We start from the raw sequence: 18735 nt of genomic DNA on the forward strand, positions 1-18735 counted from the left end.
CCGTGAGCCTAGCGATCCGTGGCGGCTTCCCGTCTCCTTCCTGTGTCGGGCGTGCGCGTGAGGCGCTGGAGGGTGTGGGTCGGGACACGGCCCGACACACCGCGCACGGCATCCCGGACGCCGTACGCCATGGCCTCCAGCGTGCGCAGGCGCCGTCCGCCGAGGACCACGCGCATGGCGTGCGCCTTCGCGTCCTGCACCGTGCGGCGGGCCACCCACCGCGGTTGTGACTTCGCGTACCGCCGCACCAGGGTCATCCCGTTGCGCGTGATGTAGTAGACGCGCACGGGTGAATGCTCGTTGTACTCGATCCGGCGCCCGAACAGGACCACGGGGCGCCCGAGGACGGTCGTCGGCAGTCGCCGTCCCAGTGCATGGTGCAGGCGAGCACCGTCGGCCAGCAGGACCTCGAACCCTTCGGTCGCCAACCGCGCGCTGAACTCGGAGTCCACGCCGTCGATGAAGAAGCCCTCATCGAATCCCCCCACGCGATCGAACACCTCGATGGGGATCAGGGATCCGGACTGCATGGGGTCGAACGCCCTCGTGAACGGGTCCGCGTGGCGGCCTGCGAGAGTCGGTGTCGGATGGCCGCCATGGGAGGCGGCGGCCAGGAGGCCGACCCGCAAGCCCGCCTGTTCGGCGCGACCCCACAACTCCAGTTGGACCTCCACGTACTCGGGCCCCAACGACGAGTCCTGATCAAGGGTGAGCACGGCGTCGGCACCGTGCCTCCTCGCTTCGGCCACACCGGCGTTGAGCGCCGCGGCGATGCCTCGGTTGCCGTCCTGGTGCAGCACGGTCACGGACGGGCCCCGCAAGCCGGCGAGCACGTCGAGCCCGCGCGTCGAGCCGTCGTCCACGACGACGACGTGCGCCACCTGCTGGGCCGTCGTGGAGACCCTGCTCCGCAGGCTGTCGTCGGGGTTGTACGCGGCAACCACCGCCACAACCGTGGTGGTCCTGTGTTCATCCATCGCGGTCCTCCCTCACCAAGCTCAGCGACGGAGCGATCAGCACCGCCAGCATCACGGCCTCGGACAGCGCCATTCCGAGCGCGATCCCCTCGACGTGACCCGCGGCGCCGGCGATCACCATGACCACCACACCGACGACGGCCGCGACGATCGTGGAGCCCAGGACGAAGCGCTGTCGGCCCGCCGGGATCAGGATGTTGCGCGACAAGGGCGTGGCGATCGAGAGGCACACGAAGGCGGCGCCGTACAGGGCACACAGGATGGTGGTCGGAGCCTTGTCACTCCCGAACAGCAGGCCGCCCACGGGGGGCCCCGCCACGACCAGGACCGCGAAGCCCACCAGGCCCAACACCACGTGTGCGGCGATCGCCAGGCCGTGCCGCCGGAGCCGGTTGGGCACCCCTGGTTCGAGCGTCCACGCCTGCAGCGCGTTCCCGAGGGCCACGACGCTGAACAGGCCATACCGGTACAGCTGGTCGGTGGATCCGAACGCTGCGGTTGTCGCGTTGCCGATGGTGCCGTTCGCGATGGGGATGGGCGTGGCGGCGTAGGCGGACCCGGCCAAGTTGTAGCCGGCGGTGTGGCGCTGCTCAGCGATGTCCCGCCACACGAGCCGCAGCGGGCCGGGACGCCACCAGGCCGCTTCGGCGTGCCGGCGTCCGAAGATGACGAGCGACACCACCGTGGCGAGGACGATGAGGATCGGGTAGGGCCACAGGGATGCCGTCCACAGCATGAGCGGCACCGACGCGAGCGTGGCGAGGACGCGAGGAAGGGTGTCGTACAGCACCAGCAGGACGGGGCTACCAGCGCCGATCCCGAACCACGCCGGCGAGAAACCGGCCATGGCGGTCGCGAGCGTCATGGCGGCGGCGGAGGAGGCGTGGCCGGGCAGGGCGTTGACCATGGCGATCAGGATCGCGGCGGGCAGGACCACTGTTCCGAGGATGATGCGCGTGCGCATGCTGCGCGCGTAGATCGTCGCTCGGAGTCCATCGTCCATCGTGCGCGCCACCAGCACCGGACCGTCGACGTTCCAGCCCCACAGGATGATCGTGGAGGCGAACGCGCCGATCGCGGTACCGGCCAGAGCGCTGGACCAGCCGTCCACGCCCACGATGCGGGCGGCCGTCGGCATGAGGACGAGTGGCAGCACGAGGCCGATCAGGGGGAGGAGTGTGAAGCCGGTCAAGCGGCTGAGGACGCTGGGCAACCCGGTTCCTCAGCCGCGCCGGGCCAGGAGCGCCGCGATGCAGCGGAGCATCATGACGCGCGACCGCAGCACCTTGGCCACCGCGCGGGGGCGGTTCGGGGTGGCGTTGTCGTCGTGAAGGCGTCGGGCCACGGAGCGAAGGTCGAGGTGCGCCATGCGCCCGCGGATGTTGCCGTAGAGCGCGATCCACGTGTCGTGGGACTCGAACAGGAAGGACGGGAAGGGAAGGACACCGTTGCCCAGCGCCGACCGGCGCAGGGCCATGGCACATCCGTAGTACGGCAACGCCTGGGTGAGGATGCCCACCACGTTCCGGACGCGATGGGACGACGTCGAGGAGTGCAGGCGCCAATCAGGTTGGCCGAACGGCCCCTCCAGCGTTGCCGACACGCCCAGGGTCGTGAGGTTGGACGCCACCACGTCATGGTCCTCGAGCGCCTCCATCATGGCGTCGAAGCGGCCCGGCAACCACAGGTCGTCCTGGTCGGACAGGAAGAGGTACTCGCCCCGGCTCTCGCGGAGCGCCTCCTCGAACGTCTTGACGTAGCCCAGGTTGTGGGAGCGGGCGATCAGTCGGATGCGGGGGTCATCGATCGCACGGATGACGTCGCGCGTGCCGTCCGTGGAGGCGTCGTCCACGACCACGACCTCGTCGTCGGGACCGATCTGCTCCAGGATCGACTCCAGTTGTTCGGTGACGTAGCGCTCACCGTTCCAGGTCGCCATGCACACGCTGGCGCGAACGTTCGCGTCCAAGACCACACCTCCCGCGTCCGGGTCATCCTAGCGTCGGCCTCCTCGCCCGATCGAAGGGTTTCAGCGAGGCGCCTAGTTCTCCCGCAGCATCTCCGCGATGGGGCTGCGCTTGCGATACGAGGTGCCGGTCCGCTCCAGGTACTCCCGGACTCCCCGCATGGGAGCCGGAAATGTCTCCTCGAGGCGATCGAGCAAATCAGCCGCTCCGATCTTGAACGGGTCGTAGCGCAGCGTGGAGATCTTGGCCATCGGCATCCGTCCCTCCAGCGCCGCCTCGGCCAGGATGGAGTTCGGGTTCCACTGGCCCAGCACGCTGCGCGGGTTGAACCACCCGTGCCGCAGGGCGCGGGCGCGGGCCAACCTCCGATCCCGCGCCGTGGGCCGGAAGGCAGCATCCATCCGGAGTCCCGCCCTGAGCAGGCTGCGCGACATGCCGACCTCGTTCGTGCGGATCATCGCGCGGCGCCGCAGTGGCCGGACGGCGCGCCAGTGCTCGAGGAAGGCCGGGTTCCGGATGGCCGACGAACGGAAATCGACGTAGAACGACTGCACGTGCGGTCGAACCTCGGGGCTGATCGTGAACCCCCAGAAGTCGGCCTTGGGGTCGATGTCCTGCTCGACGGCGTCCAACGGCTGCAGCAGGACGTAGGTGTCGTTGGTGGTGATGACCTCGTCGTACTGGCTCAGGTCGCGGGAGGTCAGCACCAGGTGGTGGCTGAACAGGTCCAGCCCCACGTTCTCGCGCTCGACCAGCTCGGCTCGCTCCCGTACCCAGGACGCGTCGGCAGGACGCAAGGGACGGGTACTGGTCGCGACGATCGTCGTGTCCGGGCGCGCGAGTTGGTCGAACGTCCGGCGCACGAAGGGCGCCACGATGCCGTCGGGGTCGTAGAGGGCCATGGAAACGAGCCGGGTCATGCTCACATCATCCTCCAGATGCGGCTCACCGAAAGCGCTCCATTCACCGCTGGAATGCTGCCCTGACAAATCGTCGCGATTCCTGTACCGAGAAAACGGTCTCGACTTAAGATGCGCGCAAGGCTTCACACCAGTGCATGCCGATCACAGCGGCACCGTTGCCGCTGCGGTCACTTGGACCGCTTCAAGATAGGGGGCTTCACATGCCCATTGAAGAACATACCAAGACTCTGGGCCGGGTGATGCTGGCGGCCGCAACCGCCATGGCCCTGCTCGCCCCTCTCAGCGTCCCGTCCGCCTCCGCAGCACCGGTGGTGGACGACCTCCCCACCCTGAACATCACCGTCGATCCCGCGCTCATGAAGGCGGTGAACGACGACGAGAACCATGACACCAAGGCGCCCGTCACGATGTCGCTCGAGGGCGCGCCGACGGCCGAACTCAACTTCACCGACCTGCCCGGCGAGATCAAGGGGCGTGGGAACTTCACCTGGACGCTCGACAAGAGGCCTTCCAGATCAAGTTCGCCGCGAACACCGGCGTGTTGGGCATGGCCCCGCAGTCGACGTGGGTCCTGTTGGCCAACCACGCGGACGCCTCCCTGATGCGCAACAAGGTGGCGTTCGACTTCGCCACCAGCATCGGCATGCCGTACACGCCCGAGTCCCGTTGGGTGGACGTCAGGGTGAACGACGACTACCTCGGCAACTACCTGCTCTCGGAGAAGACGGAGGTCAAGACGAACCGCGTCCAGCTCACGGACCCGCAGGGGGTGTTGGTCGAACTCGACAACCGCTACGGCGACGTGGAGGACTGGAAATTCTGGACCGGCACGAGCAAGTCGCTGTTCGTGCTGAAGGAGGCCGTCTCGAAGGTCGCCGACCTACCGGACCCACTGTCCGCAAACACGGCAGCGGGTTGGGCGGACATCCAGGAGTCGTTGAATCGCCTGGACGCCCTCCTGGCAGCCCCCACGGTGGACTGGCCCGCCGTCGAGGCCGTCATCGACGTCGATTCCTTCGTCAGGTTCTACTTCGTCTCGGAACTCACGGCGAACTCGGAAATCACGGGTTCCAGCGTGTACTTCTACAAGGACGGCCCGAACAGCAAGGTGTTCGCCGGCCCGGTGTGGGACTTCGACAGCTCACTCGGCAACTTCGACAAGGCACCGTGGTACGGGTCCGAGGCAGGCTCGGACTACGCCAAGAGCGTCAAGACGCTGAAGGATGCGAACAACCCCGCGACCGCTCCCGAACACAACGGCTGGTTCGAGGAACTGTTCCGACAGCGCGGATTCGTCGAGCGGGCCAACCAGATGTGGGCCGAGGGCATCGGCGCCGCTGCGGCGGAGATCCCTGCCAAGATCGACGCCTGGGGCGCGTCTCTGGCCAAGTCAGCAGGAGCCAACTTCACGGAGTGGCCGATCCTGGGCAAGCCCTCATTGCTGGTCGCCAGCATCGGCAAGACCTACGCGACCACCTACGCCGGTGAGGTCACGTACCTTCGCGACTGGGTGAACACGCGGGTGACGATGCTCTCCAGGGAGCACGCTCCCACCCCCGTGCTCTCCTACGAGAGCCACATCCAGCGCATCGGTTGGCAGGGTCGCTACAACTTCGGGCAGGTCTCCGGGACGGTCGGCCAGAGCAAGCGGTTGGAGGCGCTACGACTCTCCACCCCGGGAACGTCCACGATCAACAGCATCGAAGCCGACGCCCACGTCCAGGACATCGGCTGGATGGGGTACAGGAACGCGGCCGAGATCGGGACCACGGGACGCAGCCTCCGCTTGGAGGCGGTCAAGTTCCGCCTCACGGGCGACCTCGCCACCAAGTACGACATCTCGTACCGGACCCACGTCCAGGACATCGGCTGGCAGCCATGGGTGACCAACGGCGCCGTCGCAGGCACCACAGGGCAGGCCAAGCGGGTGGAGGCCATCCAGATCCGCCTGCTCGCGAAGACTGGCGCGTCCGACCCGGTCCCCGTGGGCGTGACGACCTACAACGTGCACAGCCAGGACATCGGCTGGGGCCCGAACGTCAAGGACGGCGCAGTCGCCGGCGTCCTCGGCAAGCGGCTGGAGGCCCTCAAGCTGAAGGCGTCCAGTGAGCAGGTCTCCGGGGACATCTCCTACCGGGCCCATGTCCAGGACATCGGCTGGATGAGCTGGCAGACCTCGGCGAACTTCATCGGGACGACCGGCAGTTCACTTCGGATGGAGGCGTTCGAGGTGAAGCTGACCGGCGACCTCGCCGCAGAGTTCGACGTCGAGTACCGGGCCTACGTGCAGGGCAGCGGGTGGCAGAGCTGGCGTCGGAACGGCCAGACGGCCGGCACGACCGGGCAGTCCCTGCGCCTCGAACAGGTGGCGGTCAGGCTGGTCCCCAAGGCCTGATCACCTCGGAGAACCATCGGCCCCAGGCTCGTCCGCCTGGGGCCGATGCCCTTGACGCCCTTGTTAGCATTTCCCTTTCAGAGGAGATCCGGTGCACCAGGTCCTGCCGCCGAGAAAGCCGCACTGGAGGCGCGCGCACGGACTCCTGTCGCTGCTCATCGCGCTCGGGACGCTGGCAGGCTGCACGATGGCCGCATCGGCGCCCACACCCTCGAACAGCTCTCAACCGAGCAGCGGTGCTGCGTCCACGATCGAGACGCGGCTCGGGCTCATCACTGATTTCGGGACGTGCGACGCCGAGGAGCAGTGGGCCTCGGAGGCCGTGCGCTCCCTGGGGGTGGAAGCCATCATCACGGCCGGGGACAACAGCCAGAATGAGAGCGCCTGCGTCCCCTACACCCGCTCTGTCTGGGGCTTCTACCCGCGCGGCGCAGATGGGCGCGGCGACCCCACCCTGTGGCCCACCCTGGGCAACCACGACTACGACGATGTCGGTGCTGGGCTCGACGCCTACCGCCGGGCCTTCCCCCACCTCAGTGACCAGGCGGACCCCCAGCAACGCTGGTACCCCCAACCGCTCGGACACGTGCGGCTCTTCGCGGTGGACAGCCAGGCCACGCCGGCGGTGGAGATGCAACGCCAACGCGCTTGGCTCCAGGCGGCGCTGGGCGCCGCACGTGCCGCAGATCCGCTCGTCTGGAACGTCGTGGTGTTCCACCACCCGCCCTACACGTCCGGCGTCCATGCGGCCAACGTCGCGATGCGCCCGCAACCTGACGGCACCTGGGACCTCCGGGAGTGGGGCGCCGACCTGGTGGTGTCGGGCCACCAGCACATCTACGAGGACATCGTGGCGGGAGGGCTGCACTACGTGACCGCCGGCGTCAGCGCCGGGACCGTGGGACGCGACTGCCCCACCGAGCGTGTCCCGGGCAGCCGGATCTGCCTCGCCGGACCGGGCATCGTCCAGCTCCTGGCGACGCCCCAGACGCTCGTCCTGGAGTACCGCCAGCGGCCAGGTGACGGCGATGGATCGCAGGTGACGGACACCATCCGACTGACCCGCTAGGGCCGGCCCGGGCCGGGGCGGTTCAACACCACCCCGTCTCCGCGTAGAATCAGTTCGCTCTCCGCACTCAACCCGACGGGAATCCCGCATGCCCACACGCGCCGACCTGCGCAATGTCGCCATCATCGCCCACGTCGACCACGGCAAGACCACCCTGGTGGACGCCATGTTGTGGCAGTCCGGCGCCTTCCGCGAGAACCAGGACGTCGAGAACCGCGTCATGGACTCCATGGACCTCGAGCGCGAGAAGGGCATCACCATCCTCGCGAAGAACACCGCCGTCACGCACACCATGGCCGACGGCCGGCGGGTCACGATCAACATCATCGACACCCCCGGCCACGCCGACTTCGGGGGGGAGGTCGAGCGCGGCCTGGAGATGGTCGACGGCGTCGTCCTGCTCGTGGACTCCTCCGAGGGCCCACTCCCCCAGACACGCTTCGTCCTGCGCAAGGCGCTGGCCAAGAAGCTGCCGATCATCGTCGTGATCAACAAGGTGGACCGGGCCGACGCCCGTATCAGCGAGGTCGTGGACGAGGTGTACGCCCTGTTCATGGACCTGGTGGAGGACGACCAGGCCGAGCTGCTCGACTTCCCTGTCGTCTTCGCGGCCGCCAAGGCCGGCCGCGCGTCCCGTACCCAGCCGGCGGACGGCACCATGCCGGACTCCGAGAACCTCGAGCCGTTGTTCGAGGTCATCATGGAGACCATCCCCGCGCCGTCCTACACCGAGGGCGCTCCGCTCCAGGCGCTGGTGACCAACCTGGACTCGTCGCCCTACCTCGGACGCCTGGCCCTGTGCCGCATCGTCCAGGGCACCCTGGTGCGCGGCCAGTCCGTGGCGTGGATGCGCCGCGACGGATCCGTGCAGAACGTCAAGCTGTCGGAACTGCTCATGACCAACGCGCTGGAGCGCGTCCCTGCCGAGTCCGCCGGCCCCGGCGACATCGTCGCGATCGCGGGCATCCCTGAGATCACCATCGGCGAGACCCTCGCCGACCCGGCGAATCCGGTGGCACTGCCGCTGATCCACGTGGATGAGCCGTCCATCTCCATGACCATCGGCATCAACACCTCACCGCTGGCCGGCAAGTCGGGCAAGAAGCTCACGGCGCGGCTCGTCAAGGCCCGCTTGGACCAGGAGCTGATCGGCAACGTCTCGATCAAGGTCAACAACACCGACCGCCCGGACACGTGGGAGGTGCAGGGTCGTGGCGAGCTTCAGCTGGCGATCCTGGTCGAGATGATGCGCCGCGAGGGCTTCGAACTCACCGTCGGCAAGCCGGAAGTCCTGACCCGCGTGATCGACGGCAAGGTCCACGAACCCGTCGAGAAGCTGACCGTCGACGTGCCCGAGGAGCACCTGGGTACGGTCGCGCAGCTCATGGGCGCCCGAAAGGGCCGCATGGAGTCGATGACGAACCACGGCACCGGCTGGGTCCGCCTGGAGTTCACCGTCCCGGCCCGCGGCCTGATCGGCTTCCGCACGGAGTTCCTGACGCAGACGCGTGGCACCGGCATCATGAACCACGTGTTCGAGGGCTACGAGCCGTGGCACGGCGAGATCCTGACCCGCACGACGGGTTCGATGGTCGCCGACCGCATGGGGAGCGTGACGTCCTACGCCCTGTTCAACCTGCAGGAGCGCGGCACCATGTTCGTCGCGCCGGGCGAGGAGACCTACGAAGGCATGATCGTCGGCGAGAACTCCCGCCCGGACGACATGGACGTCAACCCCACCAAGGAGAAGCACCTCACCAACGTGCGTTCGTCCACCGGAGACGAATTGGAGCGCCTCATCCCCGCGACCAAGTTCTCCCTCGAGCAGGCCTTGGAGTTCTGCCGGGCGGACGAGTGCCTCGAGGTCACGCCCGCGACCGTCCGCATGCGGAAGACGACCCTCGTCGCCCACGAACGCGCCAAGGCGCGCACCCGCTCCAAGAAGGACGCTTGACACCGGCGCTCCACTTGCGAGGATGGGCTCGGTGGTCCGGGACCTGACCACCCCTGATGATGGGAGGCCGCCCATGGTGCGCCGTTGGACTCATGCGCTCCTGGCTCTTGTCCTGGCGCTGGCATCGCTGACCGTGGGGCCCACGACCTCCGCGCAGGCTGCGACCGGCTTGGAGGGGTACGACCCGGGGAACCTGATCAGCGATGCCAGCTTCTTCAACCGGGGCACGATGACGGCAACCGACGTCGCCGACTTCCTGGCCCTCAGGGGGGCGTCCTGCGTGGCAGGTGAGATGCCGTGCCTCAAGGACTACCGCGTCGACACACCCCCGACTCCTTCGACCTTCTACTGCGCCGCACTGCCGGCGGTGGCACAGAACTCCGCCGCCGGCATCATCTCCTCGGTGGCGAGCGCCTGCGGCATCAACCCGCAGGTGCTGATCACGCTCATCCAGAAGGAGTCCGGCCTGGTGACCGCGTCGGGGAGCCGCCTGACGGCGTCCGCCTACGCCAAGGCGACCGGCGCGGGATGCCCCGACTTCCAACCCTGCAACCCGGCGGAGGCCACGTTCTTCCTGCAGGTGTACGGAGCCGGGGAACGCTTCCAGAAGTACCGCCTGGAGCCGGGGCGCTACAACGTGAAGGCCGGGGCCACGAACCAAATCCTCTACAACCCCGACTCTCGCTGTGGACGCGCGACCGTGTATGTCGCCAACCAGGCCACCGCCGGGCTCTACAACTACACGCCCTACACCGCTGATGCCGCGGCGCTGTCCGCCGTCACGGGGGAGGGTGGCTATTGCTCCGCCTATGGCAACCGGAACTTCTTCCGGATCATCAAGACGTGGTTCCCCGGGGCCATGACCTCGTCGACCGTCCAGCCCATCATCCCGTCGCCGGCACCCACGCCCCCGGGCCTGGTCATCTACGCGGGACATGTCCAGGGCATTGGCTGGCAGTCGGCCGTCGCGGACGGACAGACGGCCGGCACGACGGGCCAGTCCCGCCGCCTGGAGGCCCTGCGCCTGTGGGTCGACTACTTCACCCCGAGCATCTCCGCCCGCGGTCACGTGCAGGACGTGGGCTGGCAACCCTGGGTCAACTCGGGCGGTCAGGTGGGATCCACGGGACAGGACCGACGCCTGGAGGCCATCGAGTTCAAGCTGACCGGCCACCTGGCGGCCCTCTACGACATCCGTTACCGCGCCCACGTGTCGGGGATCGGATGGCAGCCGTACCGCCTGAACGGGGCCACCGCCGGGACCACGGGGCAAGCGCGCGCCATCGAAGCCGTCGAGGTGGCACTCGTGCCGAAGACCGTCGCCATCACGTACGCGGCGCACGTCCAGAACCGCGGTTGGCTGGCACCGGTCGCGAGCGGCGAGGCCGCCGGCACGACCGGGCAGAGCCTGCGCCTCGAGGCCCTGTCCCTGCAACTCCCGAGCAGTGTCCCGGCCAACGTCCTCGAATGGCGTGGCCACGTGCAGAACCTCGGCTGGCAGCCTTGGGCGGGGTCGAGCACGAACGTCGGCACGTTGGGCCGGGCTCTCCGCCTCGAAGCCTTCGAGATGCGACTCACCGGCACCACGGCCACGACCCATACGGTGCGCTACCGCGCGCACGTCCAAGACGTGGGGTGGCAGAACTGGGTGGCCGACGGGGGCCTGGCAGGAACGACCGGCCAGGGCAAGCGGATCGAGGCCGTTCAGATCATCATCACACCCCGCACGGGCTGACCGGCCTCCTCGGCCGCGTCAGCCCGCCAAACCGGGCGCGGTCAGCCCACCCGGCCAGACTCCAGCAGGTTGAGCAGGTAGTCGCCGTAGCCGGACTTCACCAGCTTGGTTGCGCGCACCCGCAGTTCATCGTCGGTCAGGAAGCCCATCCGCCAGGCGACCTCCTCCGGGCAGCCCACCTGCAGGCCCTGCCGCGCCTGAATGGTGCGGACGAAGTTGCTGGCGTCGTTCAGCGACTCGAACGTGCCGGTGTCCAGCCAAGCGGTGCCGCGCGGCAGGACGCCGACCTGCAGCTTGCCCTGCTCGAGGTAGACGCGGTTCACGTCGGTGATCTCGTACTCGCCCCGAGCAGACGGCCGGAGGTCGGCGGCGATGTCGGTGACCTGCTCGTCGTAGAAGTACAGGCCGGGCACGGCGTAGTTCGACTTGGGGTGGGCGGGCTTCTCCTCGATCGAGACCGCCTTGAAGTCGTCGTCGAACTCGACGACACCGTAGGCCGTCGGGTCGGACACCCAGTAGGCGAAGACGGCGGCGCCGTCCACCTCGCTGAAGCCTCGGAGCTGTCGGCCGAGCCCGGGGCCATAGAAGATGTTGTCGCCCAGCACGAGCGCGCACTTCTGCCCGCGGGCGAAGTCGGCGCCGATCGTGAACGCCTGCGCGAGCCCCTTGGGTTCGGGCTGGGTGGCGTAGGTGATCGAGATGCCGAACTGCGACCCGTCCCGGAGCAGCCGCTGGAACGCCTCCGCCTCGTGCGGCGTGGTGATCACGAGCACGTCCTTGATCCCCGCGAACATCAGCGTCGAGAGCGGGTAGTAGATCATGGGCTTGTCGTAGACGGGGACGAGCTGCTTGCTGGTGGCCTGGGTGATCGGGTGCAGCCGGGTACCAGATCCACCGGCCAAGATGATTCCGCGCATGCGGTCATTGTGGCGCACTCCCGCCGCGCCATGTCCTCTAGTCTGGGACCCGTGGCTCATTACCTCGTGACCGGCGGTGCCGGCTTCATCGGCAGCAACTTCGTTCGGACCCTCGTCCAGGACACCGACCACACGGCAACGGTGTTGGACAAGCTCACCTACGCGGGCAACCGGGCATCCCTGGACGGCCTGCCCGCGGCCCGGGTCGACTTGGTGGTCGGTGACATCTGCGATGCCGACCTCGTCGACAAGCTGGTCTCGAAGGCGGACGTGGTCGTCCACTTCGCCGCCGAGTCCCACAACGACAACTCGCTCAACGACCCGAGCCCGTTCATCAACACCAACCTGGTCGGCACGTTCACGCTGCTCGAGGCGGTCCGCAAGCACGGCGTCCGCTACCACCACATCTCCACCGATGAGGTGTACGGCGACCTGGAGCTGGACGATCCCGAGCGGTTCCACGAGACGACCCCGTACAACCCGAGTTCGCCGTACTCCTCGACGAAGGCAGGGTCCGACCTGCTCGTGCGCGCTTGGGTGCGTTCCTTCGGCGTGCAGGCGACCATCAGCAACTGCTCCAACAACTATGGCCCGCGCCAGCACGTGGAGAAGTTCATCCCGCGGCAGATCACCAACCTGATCGACGGCGTCCACCCCAAGCTCTACGGGGCGGGCCAGAACGTCCGCGACTGGATCCACGTCGACGACCACAACACCGCCGTCCTGCGCATCATCGAGGCCGGGCGCATCGGGGAGACCTACCTCATCGGTGCCGACGGCGAGATGAACAACAAGGCCGTGGTCGAGATGATCCTGCGCCTCATCGACCACCCGACCGACGCCTACGAGCACGTCAACGACCGCCCCGGCCACGACATGCGCTACGCGATCGACTCCACCAAGCTCCGCACCGAGCTGGGCTGGACGCCGCGGTACACGTCCTTCGAGGACGGCCTGGCCGCCACCATCGACTGGTACCGGGACAACGAGTCCTGGTGGCGTCCGATGAAGGAGGCCACCGAGGCCAAGTACGCGCGTACGGGCCAGTGATCGATGGCTGACCTCGCCGTCCACACCACCCCGATCCCGGGGCTGCTGGTCATCGACCTGCCCCTGCACGGGGACTCCCGCGGCTGGTTCAAGGAGAACTGGCAGCGGGAGAAGATGGTGGCCCTCGGCCTGCCCGACTTCGGCCCCGTCCAGAACAACATGTCCTACAACGCCGAGGCCGGCGTCACGCGCGGCCTGCACGCCGAGCCGTGGGACAAGCTGATCGGCCTTGCCCACGGACGCATCCTGGGCGCGTGGGTCGACCTGCGCCCCGGCGAGACGTTCGGCACGAGCTTCACCCTCGAGATGGGCACCGACAAGGCGGTCTTCGTTCCGCGCGGCGTCGCGAACGGCTACCAGGCGCTTGAGGCGGACACCACGTACTCGTACCTCGTCAACGAGCACTGGTCGGCCGGGGCCAAAGCGTCCTACACGTTCGTGAACCTCGCCGACGAGACCGTCGGCATCGACTGGCCCATCCCGCTGTCGGAGGCGATCATCTCCGACGCCGACGCGAACCATCCGCGCCTGGCCGACGTGGCACCGATGAAGCCGCGCACCACCGTCATCGTGGGAGCCGGGGGACAGCTCGGACTGGCCCTGCAGAAGGCCTTCCCCGACGCCGTGGCGCTCCGCCACGCCGACCTCGACATCACGGACGCCGAGGCCGTCCGTGCCCACTCGTGGCAGGGCGTGGGCACCATCATCAACGCCGCAGCTTGGACGGCCGTGGACGCGGCCGAGACCGAGGAGGGACGCCCCGGGGCGTGGGCGGTCAACGTCCGCGCCGTTGAGAACCTGGTTGAGGCGGCCCGGGCGAACCGGATCACGTTGCTCCACGTCTCCAGCGACTACGTCTTCGACGGAACCGTCGAGGAGCACGCCGAAGACGAGCCGTTCAGCCCGCTGGGCGTGTACGGCGTGACCAAGGCCGCCGGCGACGCGCTCGTCGCGACCCTGCCCGACCACTACATCGTCCGCACCAGCTGGGTGATCGGCGAGGGCAAGAACTTCGTCAAGACGATGGCCTCACTGGCCGAGCGCGGCATCAAGCCCTCCGTCGTCGACGACCAGTTCGGACGCCTGACGTTCACCTCCACGCTCGCCGAGGCCGTCGCCCACCTGCTGGCCACGCGCCCGGCGTCCGGCACCTACAACGTCACGAACGACGGCCCGGCGCGGTCCTGGTTCGAGATCGCCCGGCGCGTGTTCGAACTGTCCGGCGCGAGCGTCGACGACGTGTCACCGCAGAGCACCGCGGAGTTCGCGGCGGGCAAGGTTGTCTCCCCCCGCCCGCGCCACAGTGTCCTGTCCCTGGACAAGATCAAGGCGACAGGGTTCGCCCCGCGTGACGCGGACGAGGCGCTGGTCGACTACCTGGCCTGACCCACGGCGTCCGCCTTGCGGTTCACCCGGCGGCGGACGTCGGGCCGGGTCGACGGTCCGGTCGGCCACGGGCTGACCCAGGGGAGCGTCGACGCGACGTGCCGCACACCCTCCTCCAGACGGGTGAAGCGGCCGTCGAGGACCTTCTTGGCGAGCGCGCGGTCGGCGGCGTCGGTGTTGTGCCACAGTCCCGTGAACAGCGCCTCGGCCCGGACGCGCGCCTGACCACAGAACGCGTCGGCGAGTTCCACCCCCTCGGGGTACGTGTCGCGCTCGGCCTTGGCCCGCACGCAGGCGGCCGCCATGGCGTACAGCTCGGCGCCGATGTCGACGGCCCGGCCGAGGAACGCCTGCCGGTGTTCCAGTCGGCCCTGCCAGCGCGCCATGCCGGCGAAGATGTGCCGTGCCAGCCGGCGGGACGCCCGCTCCACCCACCGCAGGTGACCCGCGAGTTCGCCGTACTCGGAGAACGCACCGGGCTTGTCCCCCGCGCCGACGGCCAGGGTGGGCAACCATCCGGCGTAGAACCCGGCTGCGCGGGCCACGGCGCGCGCCTTGGCCTCCGTGCTGGACTCGGGATCGATGAGGTCGCCCGCGATGGTGAGGTGGGTGTCCACCGCCTCCCGGGCGATGAAGAGGTGCATGATCTCGCTCGATCCCTCGAAGATCCGCTCGATGCGCAGGTCGCGCAGGACCTGCTCGACCTCGGCCGGACGCTCGCCCCGCGCCTCCAGCGAGTCGGCCGTCTCGTAGCCGCGGCCTCCCCGGATCTGGACGACCTCGTCCGCGACCTTCCAGGCCAGCTCGGAGCCGTACAGCTTGGCCAGGGCGGCCTCGATGCGGATGTCGTTGCGGTCGTCGTCGGCCAGCAGGCAGGACAGGTCGAGCATCGACTCCAGGCCGTAGGTGGTCGCCGCGACGAACGCCAACTTCGTGGCGATCGCCTCGTGGTCGCCGATCCGGCGGCCCCACTGGACCCGCTCGGCCGACCAGCCGCGCGCCACGTTCAGGCACCACTTGGCCGCCCCGACGCACAGCGCCGGGAGCGACAGGCGTCCGACGTTCAGCGTGGCCAGGGCGATCTTGAGCCCGCGCCCGACGCCGAGGAGGACGTTCTCGGCGGGGACCTCGACGTTGTCGAACCGCACGACCGCGTTCTCCAGGCCCCGCAGGCCCATGAACGCGTTGCGGTTCTCGACGGTGATGCCCGGGGAATCCGCCTCGACGACGAATGCCGTGATGCCGCCCTTGTTCCCCTCGGAAGCGGGCACCCGTGCCATCACCACATACAGGCCGGACACCGTGGCGTTGGTCCCCCACAGCTTGACGCCGTTGAGGCGGTAGCCGCCGTCCGGCAGGGGCTCGGCGGTCGAGCCGAGTCGCGCCGGGTCGGAGCCCACGTCCGGTTCGGTCAGCAGGAACGCCGACACCTCGCCGGCCGCCACGCGCGGCAGGAACTTGGCCTGCTGCTCCGGGCTGCCGAACATGTGGACCGGCTGTGGCACGCCGATGGACTGGTGCGCGCTGAGCAGGGCCCCCACCGAGGGGTTGGCCGTGCCGAACAGCGCCAGCGCCTTGCTGTAGTAGTAGCTGGAGAGGCCCACGCCGCCGTACTCGGTGGGGACCTTCATGCCGAAGGCGCCCACCTCGGCCAACTCGGCGAACACCTCGTCGGGGATGCGCGCCTCGCGCTCGATGCGGCGCCCGTCGATGCCCTCGGCCACGGGACGGGCCCTCGCCAAGAATTCCTCGCCGCGGGCGCGTGCCTCCGGCGTGGGCGTCGGCCACGGGTCGATCAGGTCGAGCCGCAGGCGTCCGAGGAAGAGCTCCTTGCCGAAGCTGGGCTTGGTCCAGCTCTGCTCTCGGGCGGCCTCGGCCACCTTGCGCGAATCCCGCGCGGTGGGGCCGGTGGGACGGGTTGACTGAGTGGTGGTCATGGCGCCTCCTCGCGCGAAAACCGATGGCCCATGCTAACTCAGGCCGGGCTTTTTCCACAGGGGACCACCGCTCCCCTTTCAAACCACCGGCTCTCACGCCCCCGGCGGGTCAGGACGCCACCGCCCCGGTCAGGGCGTCGAACAGGCGCGCCACGCCGGGGGGACCGGGCACCACCACGTCGGCCAGGCCGACGAGGGCGTCCTGCTCCCGCGACCCCGAGCACACCAACAGGCCATGGACCTCCCCGCGCTCCCGGAGGTCCCGCACTGCCTCGAAGGCCGGCACGTCCCCGAGGTCGTCGCCGGCGTACAGCACCGTACGGGCGCGCGTCTGCCCGACCAGCTCGCGCACGGCGTCCCCCTTGTCACGCCCCGGCATCCGCATCTCGAGGACGAACCGGCCCGGTTCCAGCTGGAGCCCATGGCGTCCGGCCATCTCGGTCAGTGGCGCGCGGAGCCGCGCGAGGGCGTCCGCGGGGTGGGGCAGCTCGCGGGTGTGGACGCCGATCGACAGCCGCTTGTCCTCAACCCGGGCGCCGGTCAGGCCGAGGCCCTCCAGCAGGGCCGGCAGTTCGGCGGCCGCGTCCGCCACGCCCTGGGACCCGCGCGGCTCCGTGTACTCCCCCGTCGCCGCATCCCAGCGCTCGAACCCGTAGAGGCCCAGCACCGACAGCGTTTCCAGACCGGGACGCCCGTCCAGCCGACCCAGCCGGACGGCGGTCCGCGCGGGGCGTCCGGTCACCACCGCCACCTTGCCCACGCGCGCACCGAGGCGACCCAGGGCGTCCAGCACGTCGTCGGACGCCCACGCCGCGTCGGGGTCGTCGACGATGGGCGCCAGCACGCCGTCGAAGTCCGTGCAGACGAGGGCGGATCCGGGGTCCGCGACCAGGGCGGACCAGGCCGCACGGCCGGTGGTGGTGGGCATGCGCACGACGCCTCCCCTCGTCATGACAGAGGCTACGGGTTACGGTGGGGCACCGGGAGGAGGGGTCCATGGACGGAAATCCCCCCACCGCGGCCGGCTCGCCCAGGGCGTCCTTCGTGGTCGTCGCGAACCGCCTCGCGGTGGAGCGCACCAGTGACAGGGACGGACAGGCGACGTGGCGGACGTCGCCCGGCGGACTCGTCACGGCCATGACCTCGCTCATGCGCACCCACCGGGGCGCCTGGGTCGGCTGGCACGGGGTCGCGGACGACGAGGTGCCGCCATGGCGGCACGACGGCATCGACATGATCGGGGTGCCCCTGACGGCGGACGACGTCACCGACTACTACGAGGGCATGGCCAACGCGACGCTGTGGCCGCTGTACCACGACGCGGTCGCCACGCCCGAGTACCACCGGGAGTGGTGGAACGCCTACGTCCGCGTGAACCGGCGCTTCGCCGAGGCCGTGGCCGCGGCGTCCGAACCGGAGGCGACGGTGTGGGTGCAGGACTACCACCTGCAACTGGTTCCCCAGCTGTTGCGGGAGCTGCGGCCCGACCTGGCCATCGGGTTCTTCCTGCACATCCCGTTCCCACCGCCCGAGCTCTTCGACCAGTTGCCGTGGCGCGAGGAGATCCTGCTCGGTCTGACCGGCGCGGACGTGGTGGGTTTCCAGGTGCCGGGCGCGGCACGGAACTTCCTGCACCTGGTGCGGAAGCGCCTGGGGTGGACGGTGGGACCCGACACCTTCCAACGGCCCGACGGCACCCGCGGCCGCGCGGGCGCCTACCCCATCTCCATCGATGCGCAGGGCTTCGAGGCGCTCGCCAACCGCCCCGACGTGGTGGCCCGGTCGCACGAGATCCGCGCCGACCTGAACGCTCGCACGGTGTACCTGGGCGTGGACCGGCTGGACTACAGCAAGGGCCTGCGGCAGCGGGTCCGAGCCTTCGGTGAGTTGTTCGCCGAGGGCCGACTCCATGCGGGCGACTCGGTCTTCGTCCAGGTCGCGTCGCCGTCGCGGGAACGGGTCCGGGAGTACCGCCGGCTGCGCGATGACCTCGAGTTGCTCGTGGGCCGCATCAATGGATCGAACGGCCGCTTCGGACGTGCCCCGATCACCTACCTGCACCACTCCTTCGTGCGCGAGGAGATGGCGGCGCTGTACCGGGCGGCGGACGTGTTGGTGGTCACGCCACTGCGCGACGGCATGAACCTCGTGGCGAAGGAGTTCGTCGCGTGCCGCAGCAGCGCCGACGGGGCCCTCGTGCTGAGCGAGTTCGCGGGGGCGGCACGGGAACTGCGCCAGGCCTGGCTGGTGAACCCCCACGACATCGACGCGCTCAAGGAGGGCATCATGGCCGCGACCAACGCGCCCGACCGCGAGAAGCGCCGCCGCATGACGGCCCTGCGCCGCCAGGTGTTCGGCCACGACGTCGACCGATGGGCGGACACGTTCTTGGCTGACCTGCACGCCGCCCGGTCCTAGGCTGAGG

15 protein-coding genes are annotated in these 18735 nt (G+C 69.2%); 8 read left to right on the forward strand and 7 right to left on the reverse strand.

The window, feature by feature from the left end; all coding sequences use genetic code 11:
- Positions 1-8: 8 nt before the first annotated feature.
- The 4 genes from AC5YDV_RS05725 to AC5YDV_RS05740 form a co-directional block, all read right to left on the reverse strand.
- Positions 9-977 (reverse strand): glycosyltransferase, encoded by a 969-nt coding sequence (locus AC5YDV_RS05725; protein WP_496182374.1) that lies wholly within the window; start codon positions 975-977, stop codon positions 9-11.
- The gene (locus AC5YDV_RS05730; protein WP_496182375.1) at positions 970-2190 is read right to left on the reverse strand and encodes a polysaccharide biosynthesis protein; all 1221 of its coding nucleotides are present in this window, start codon (positions 2188-2190) and stop codon (positions 970-972) included. The genes AC5YDV_RS05725 and AC5YDV_RS05730 overlap by 8 nt, the downstream gene beginning before the upstream one ends.
- Positions 2191-2199: 9 nt before the next feature.
- On the reverse strand, positions 2200-2916 hold the full coding sequence (locus tag AC5YDV_RS05735; protein WP_496192406.1) for a glycosyltransferase: 717 nt from the start codon (positions 2914-2916) through the stop codon (positions 2200-2202).
- A 102-nt stretch (positions 2917-3018) separates the two neighbouring features.
- Positions 3019-3864 (reverse strand): rhamnan synthesis F family protein, encoded by an 846-nt coding sequence (locus tag AC5YDV_RS05740; protein WP_496182377.1) that lies wholly within the window; start codon positions 3862-3864, stop codon positions 3019-3021.
- Between the two features lie 203 nt (positions 3865-4067).
- Between AC5YDV_RS05740 and AC5YDV_RS05745 the strand changes: the two genes are divergently transcribed.
- The 5 genes from AC5YDV_RS05745 (at position 4068) to AC5YDV_RS05765 (ending at position 11020) form a co-directional block, all read left to right on the forward strand.
- Positions 4068-4469, forward strand: coding sequence for a hypothetical protein (locus tag AC5YDV_RS05745; RefSeq protein ID WP_496182378.1), 402 nt, complete (start codon positions 4068-4070; stop codon positions 4467-4469).
- On the forward strand, positions 4415-6262 hold the full coding sequence (locus AC5YDV_RS05750; protein ID WP_496182379.1) for a CotH kinase family protein: 1848 nt from the start codon (positions 4415-4417) through the stop codon (positions 6260-6262). The genes AC5YDV_RS05745 and AC5YDV_RS05750 overlap by 55 nt, the downstream gene beginning before the upstream one ends.
- Before the next feature lie 91 nt (positions 6263-6353).
- The gene (locus tag AC5YDV_RS05755) at positions 6354-7331 is read left to right on the forward strand and encodes a metallophosphoesterase family protein (protein WP_496182380.1); all 978 of its coding nucleotides are present in this window, start codon (positions 6354-6356) and stop codon (positions 7329-7331) included.
- 88 nt (positions 7332-7419) lie between these two features.
- Positions 7420-9285 carry a translational GTPase TypA gene (gene typA / locus AC5YDV_RS05760; RefSeq protein ID WP_496182381.1) on the forward strand — a complete coding sequence of 622 codons (1866 nt, stop codon included), beginning with the start codon at positions 7420-7422 and terminating at the stop codon, positions 9283-9285.
- A 73-nt stretch (positions 9286-9358) separates the two neighbouring features.
- A complete protein-coding gene (locus tag AC5YDV_RS05765; RefSeq protein WP_496182382.1) occupies positions 9359-11020 on the forward strand; it encodes a hypothetical protein in 1662 nt (553 codons plus the stop codon).
- Between the two features lie 41 nt (positions 11021-11061).
- Here the strand turns inward: AC5YDV_RS05765 and rfbA are convergent, their stop codons facing one another.
- A complete protein-coding gene (rfbA, locus tag AC5YDV_RS05770; RefSeq protein ID WP_496182383.1) occupies positions 11062-11937 on the reverse strand; it encodes a glucose-1-phosphate thymidylyltransferase RfbA in 876 nt (291 codons plus the stop codon).
- 51 nt (positions 11938-11988) lie between these two features.
- On the opposite strand from rfbA, the gene rfbB reads away from it, so the two are divergent.
- Both rfbB and AC5YDV_RS05780 read left to right on the forward strand, forming a co-directional pair.
- Positions 11989-12987, forward strand: coding sequence for a dTDP-glucose 4,6-dehydratase (gene rfbB, locus AC5YDV_RS05775; protein WP_496182384.1), 999 nt, complete (start codon positions 11989-11991; stop codon positions 12985-12987).
- Positions 12988-12990: 3 nt separating this feature from the next.
- Positions 12991-14373: a sugar nucleotide-binding protein gene (locus AC5YDV_RS05780; protein ID WP_496182385.1), complete on the forward strand. Its 1383-nt coding sequence runs from the start codon at positions 12991-12993 to the stop codon at positions 14371-14373.
- On the opposite strand, the gene AC5YDV_RS05785 is transcribed toward AC5YDV_RS05780, so the two are convergent.
- Entirely contained in the window at positions 14361-16310 is a 1950-nt protein-coding gene (locus AC5YDV_RS05785; RefSeq protein WP_496182386.1) for an acyl-CoA dehydrogenase family protein, read from the reverse strand. The genes AC5YDV_RS05780 and AC5YDV_RS05785 overlap by 13 nt on opposite strands.
- A gap of 109 nt (positions 16311-16419) precedes the next feature.
- Positions 16420-17238 (reverse strand): trehalose-phosphatase, encoded by an 819-nt coding sequence (gene otsB, locus AC5YDV_RS05790; RefSeq protein WP_496182387.1) that lies wholly within the window; start codon positions 17236-17238, stop codon positions 16420-16422.
- A 68-nt stretch (positions 17239-17306) separates the two neighbouring features.
- On the opposite strand from otsB, the gene AC5YDV_RS05795 reads away from it, so the two are divergent.
- Positions 17307-18728, forward strand: a complete 1422-nt coding sequence (locus AC5YDV_RS05795) for an alpha,alpha-trehalose-phosphate synthase (UDP-forming) (protein ID WP_496182388.1) — start codon at positions 17307-17309, stop codon at positions 18726-18728.
- The last annotated feature ends 7 nt before the right edge of the window (positions 18729-18735 follow it).

The organism is Propioniciclava sp. LT432 (assembly GCF_059515965.1).

What these genes read in the sequence shown, in the direction of transcription:
- otsB (WP_496182387.1), bottom strand. Translation starts at nt 17,238, where the DNA reads ATGCCCACCACCACCGGCCGTGCGGCCTGGTCCGCCCTGGTCGCGGAC.
- AC5YDV_RS05765 (WP_496182382.1), top strand. Translation starts at nt 9,359, where the DNA reads ATGGTGCGCCGTTGGACTCATGCGCTCCTGGCTCTTGTCCTGGCGCTG.
- AC5YDV_RS05735 (WP_496192406.1), bottom strand. Translation starts at nt 2,916, where the DNA reads ATGGCGACCTGGAACGGTGAGCGCTACGTCACCGAACAACTGGAGTCG.
- typA (WP_496182381.1), top strand. Translation starts at nt 7,420, where the DNA reads ATGCCCACACGCGCCGACCTGCGCAATGTCGCCATCATCGCCCACGTC.
- AC5YDV_RS05780 (WP_496182385.1), top strand. Translation starts at nt 12,991, where the DNA reads ATGGCTGACCTCGCCGTCCACACCACCCCGATCCCGGGGCTGCTGGTC.
- AC5YDV_RS05750 (WP_496182379.1), top strand. Translation starts at nt 4,415, where the DNA reads ATGGCCCCGCAGTCGACGTGGGTCCTGTTGGCCAACCACGCGGACGCC.
- AC5YDV_RS05795 (WP_496182388.1), top strand. Translation starts at nt 17,307, where the DNA reads ATGGACGGAAATCCCCCCACCGCGGCCGGCTCGCCCAGGGCGTCCTTC.
- rfbA (WP_496182383.1), bottom strand. Translation starts at nt 11,937, where the DNA reads ATGCGCGGAATCATCTTGGCCGGTGGATCTGGTACCCGGCTGCACCCG.
- AC5YDV_RS05740 (WP_496182377.1), bottom strand. Translation starts at nt 3,864, where the DNA reads ATGACCCGGCTCGTTTCCATGGCCCTCTACGACCCCGACGGCATCGTG.
- AC5YDV_RS05745 (WP_496182378.1), top strand. Translation starts at nt 4,068, where the DNA reads ATGCCCATTGAAGAACATACCAAGACTCTGGGCCGGGTGATGCTGGCG.
- AC5YDV_RS05785 (WP_496182386.1), bottom strand. Translation starts at nt 16,310, where the DNA reads ATGACCACCACTCAGTCAACCCGTCCCACCGGCCCCACCGCGCGGGAT.
- AC5YDV_RS05725 (WP_496182374.1), bottom strand. Translation starts at nt 977, where the DNA reads ATGGATGAACACAGGACCACCACGGTTGTGGCGGTGGTTGCCGCGTAC.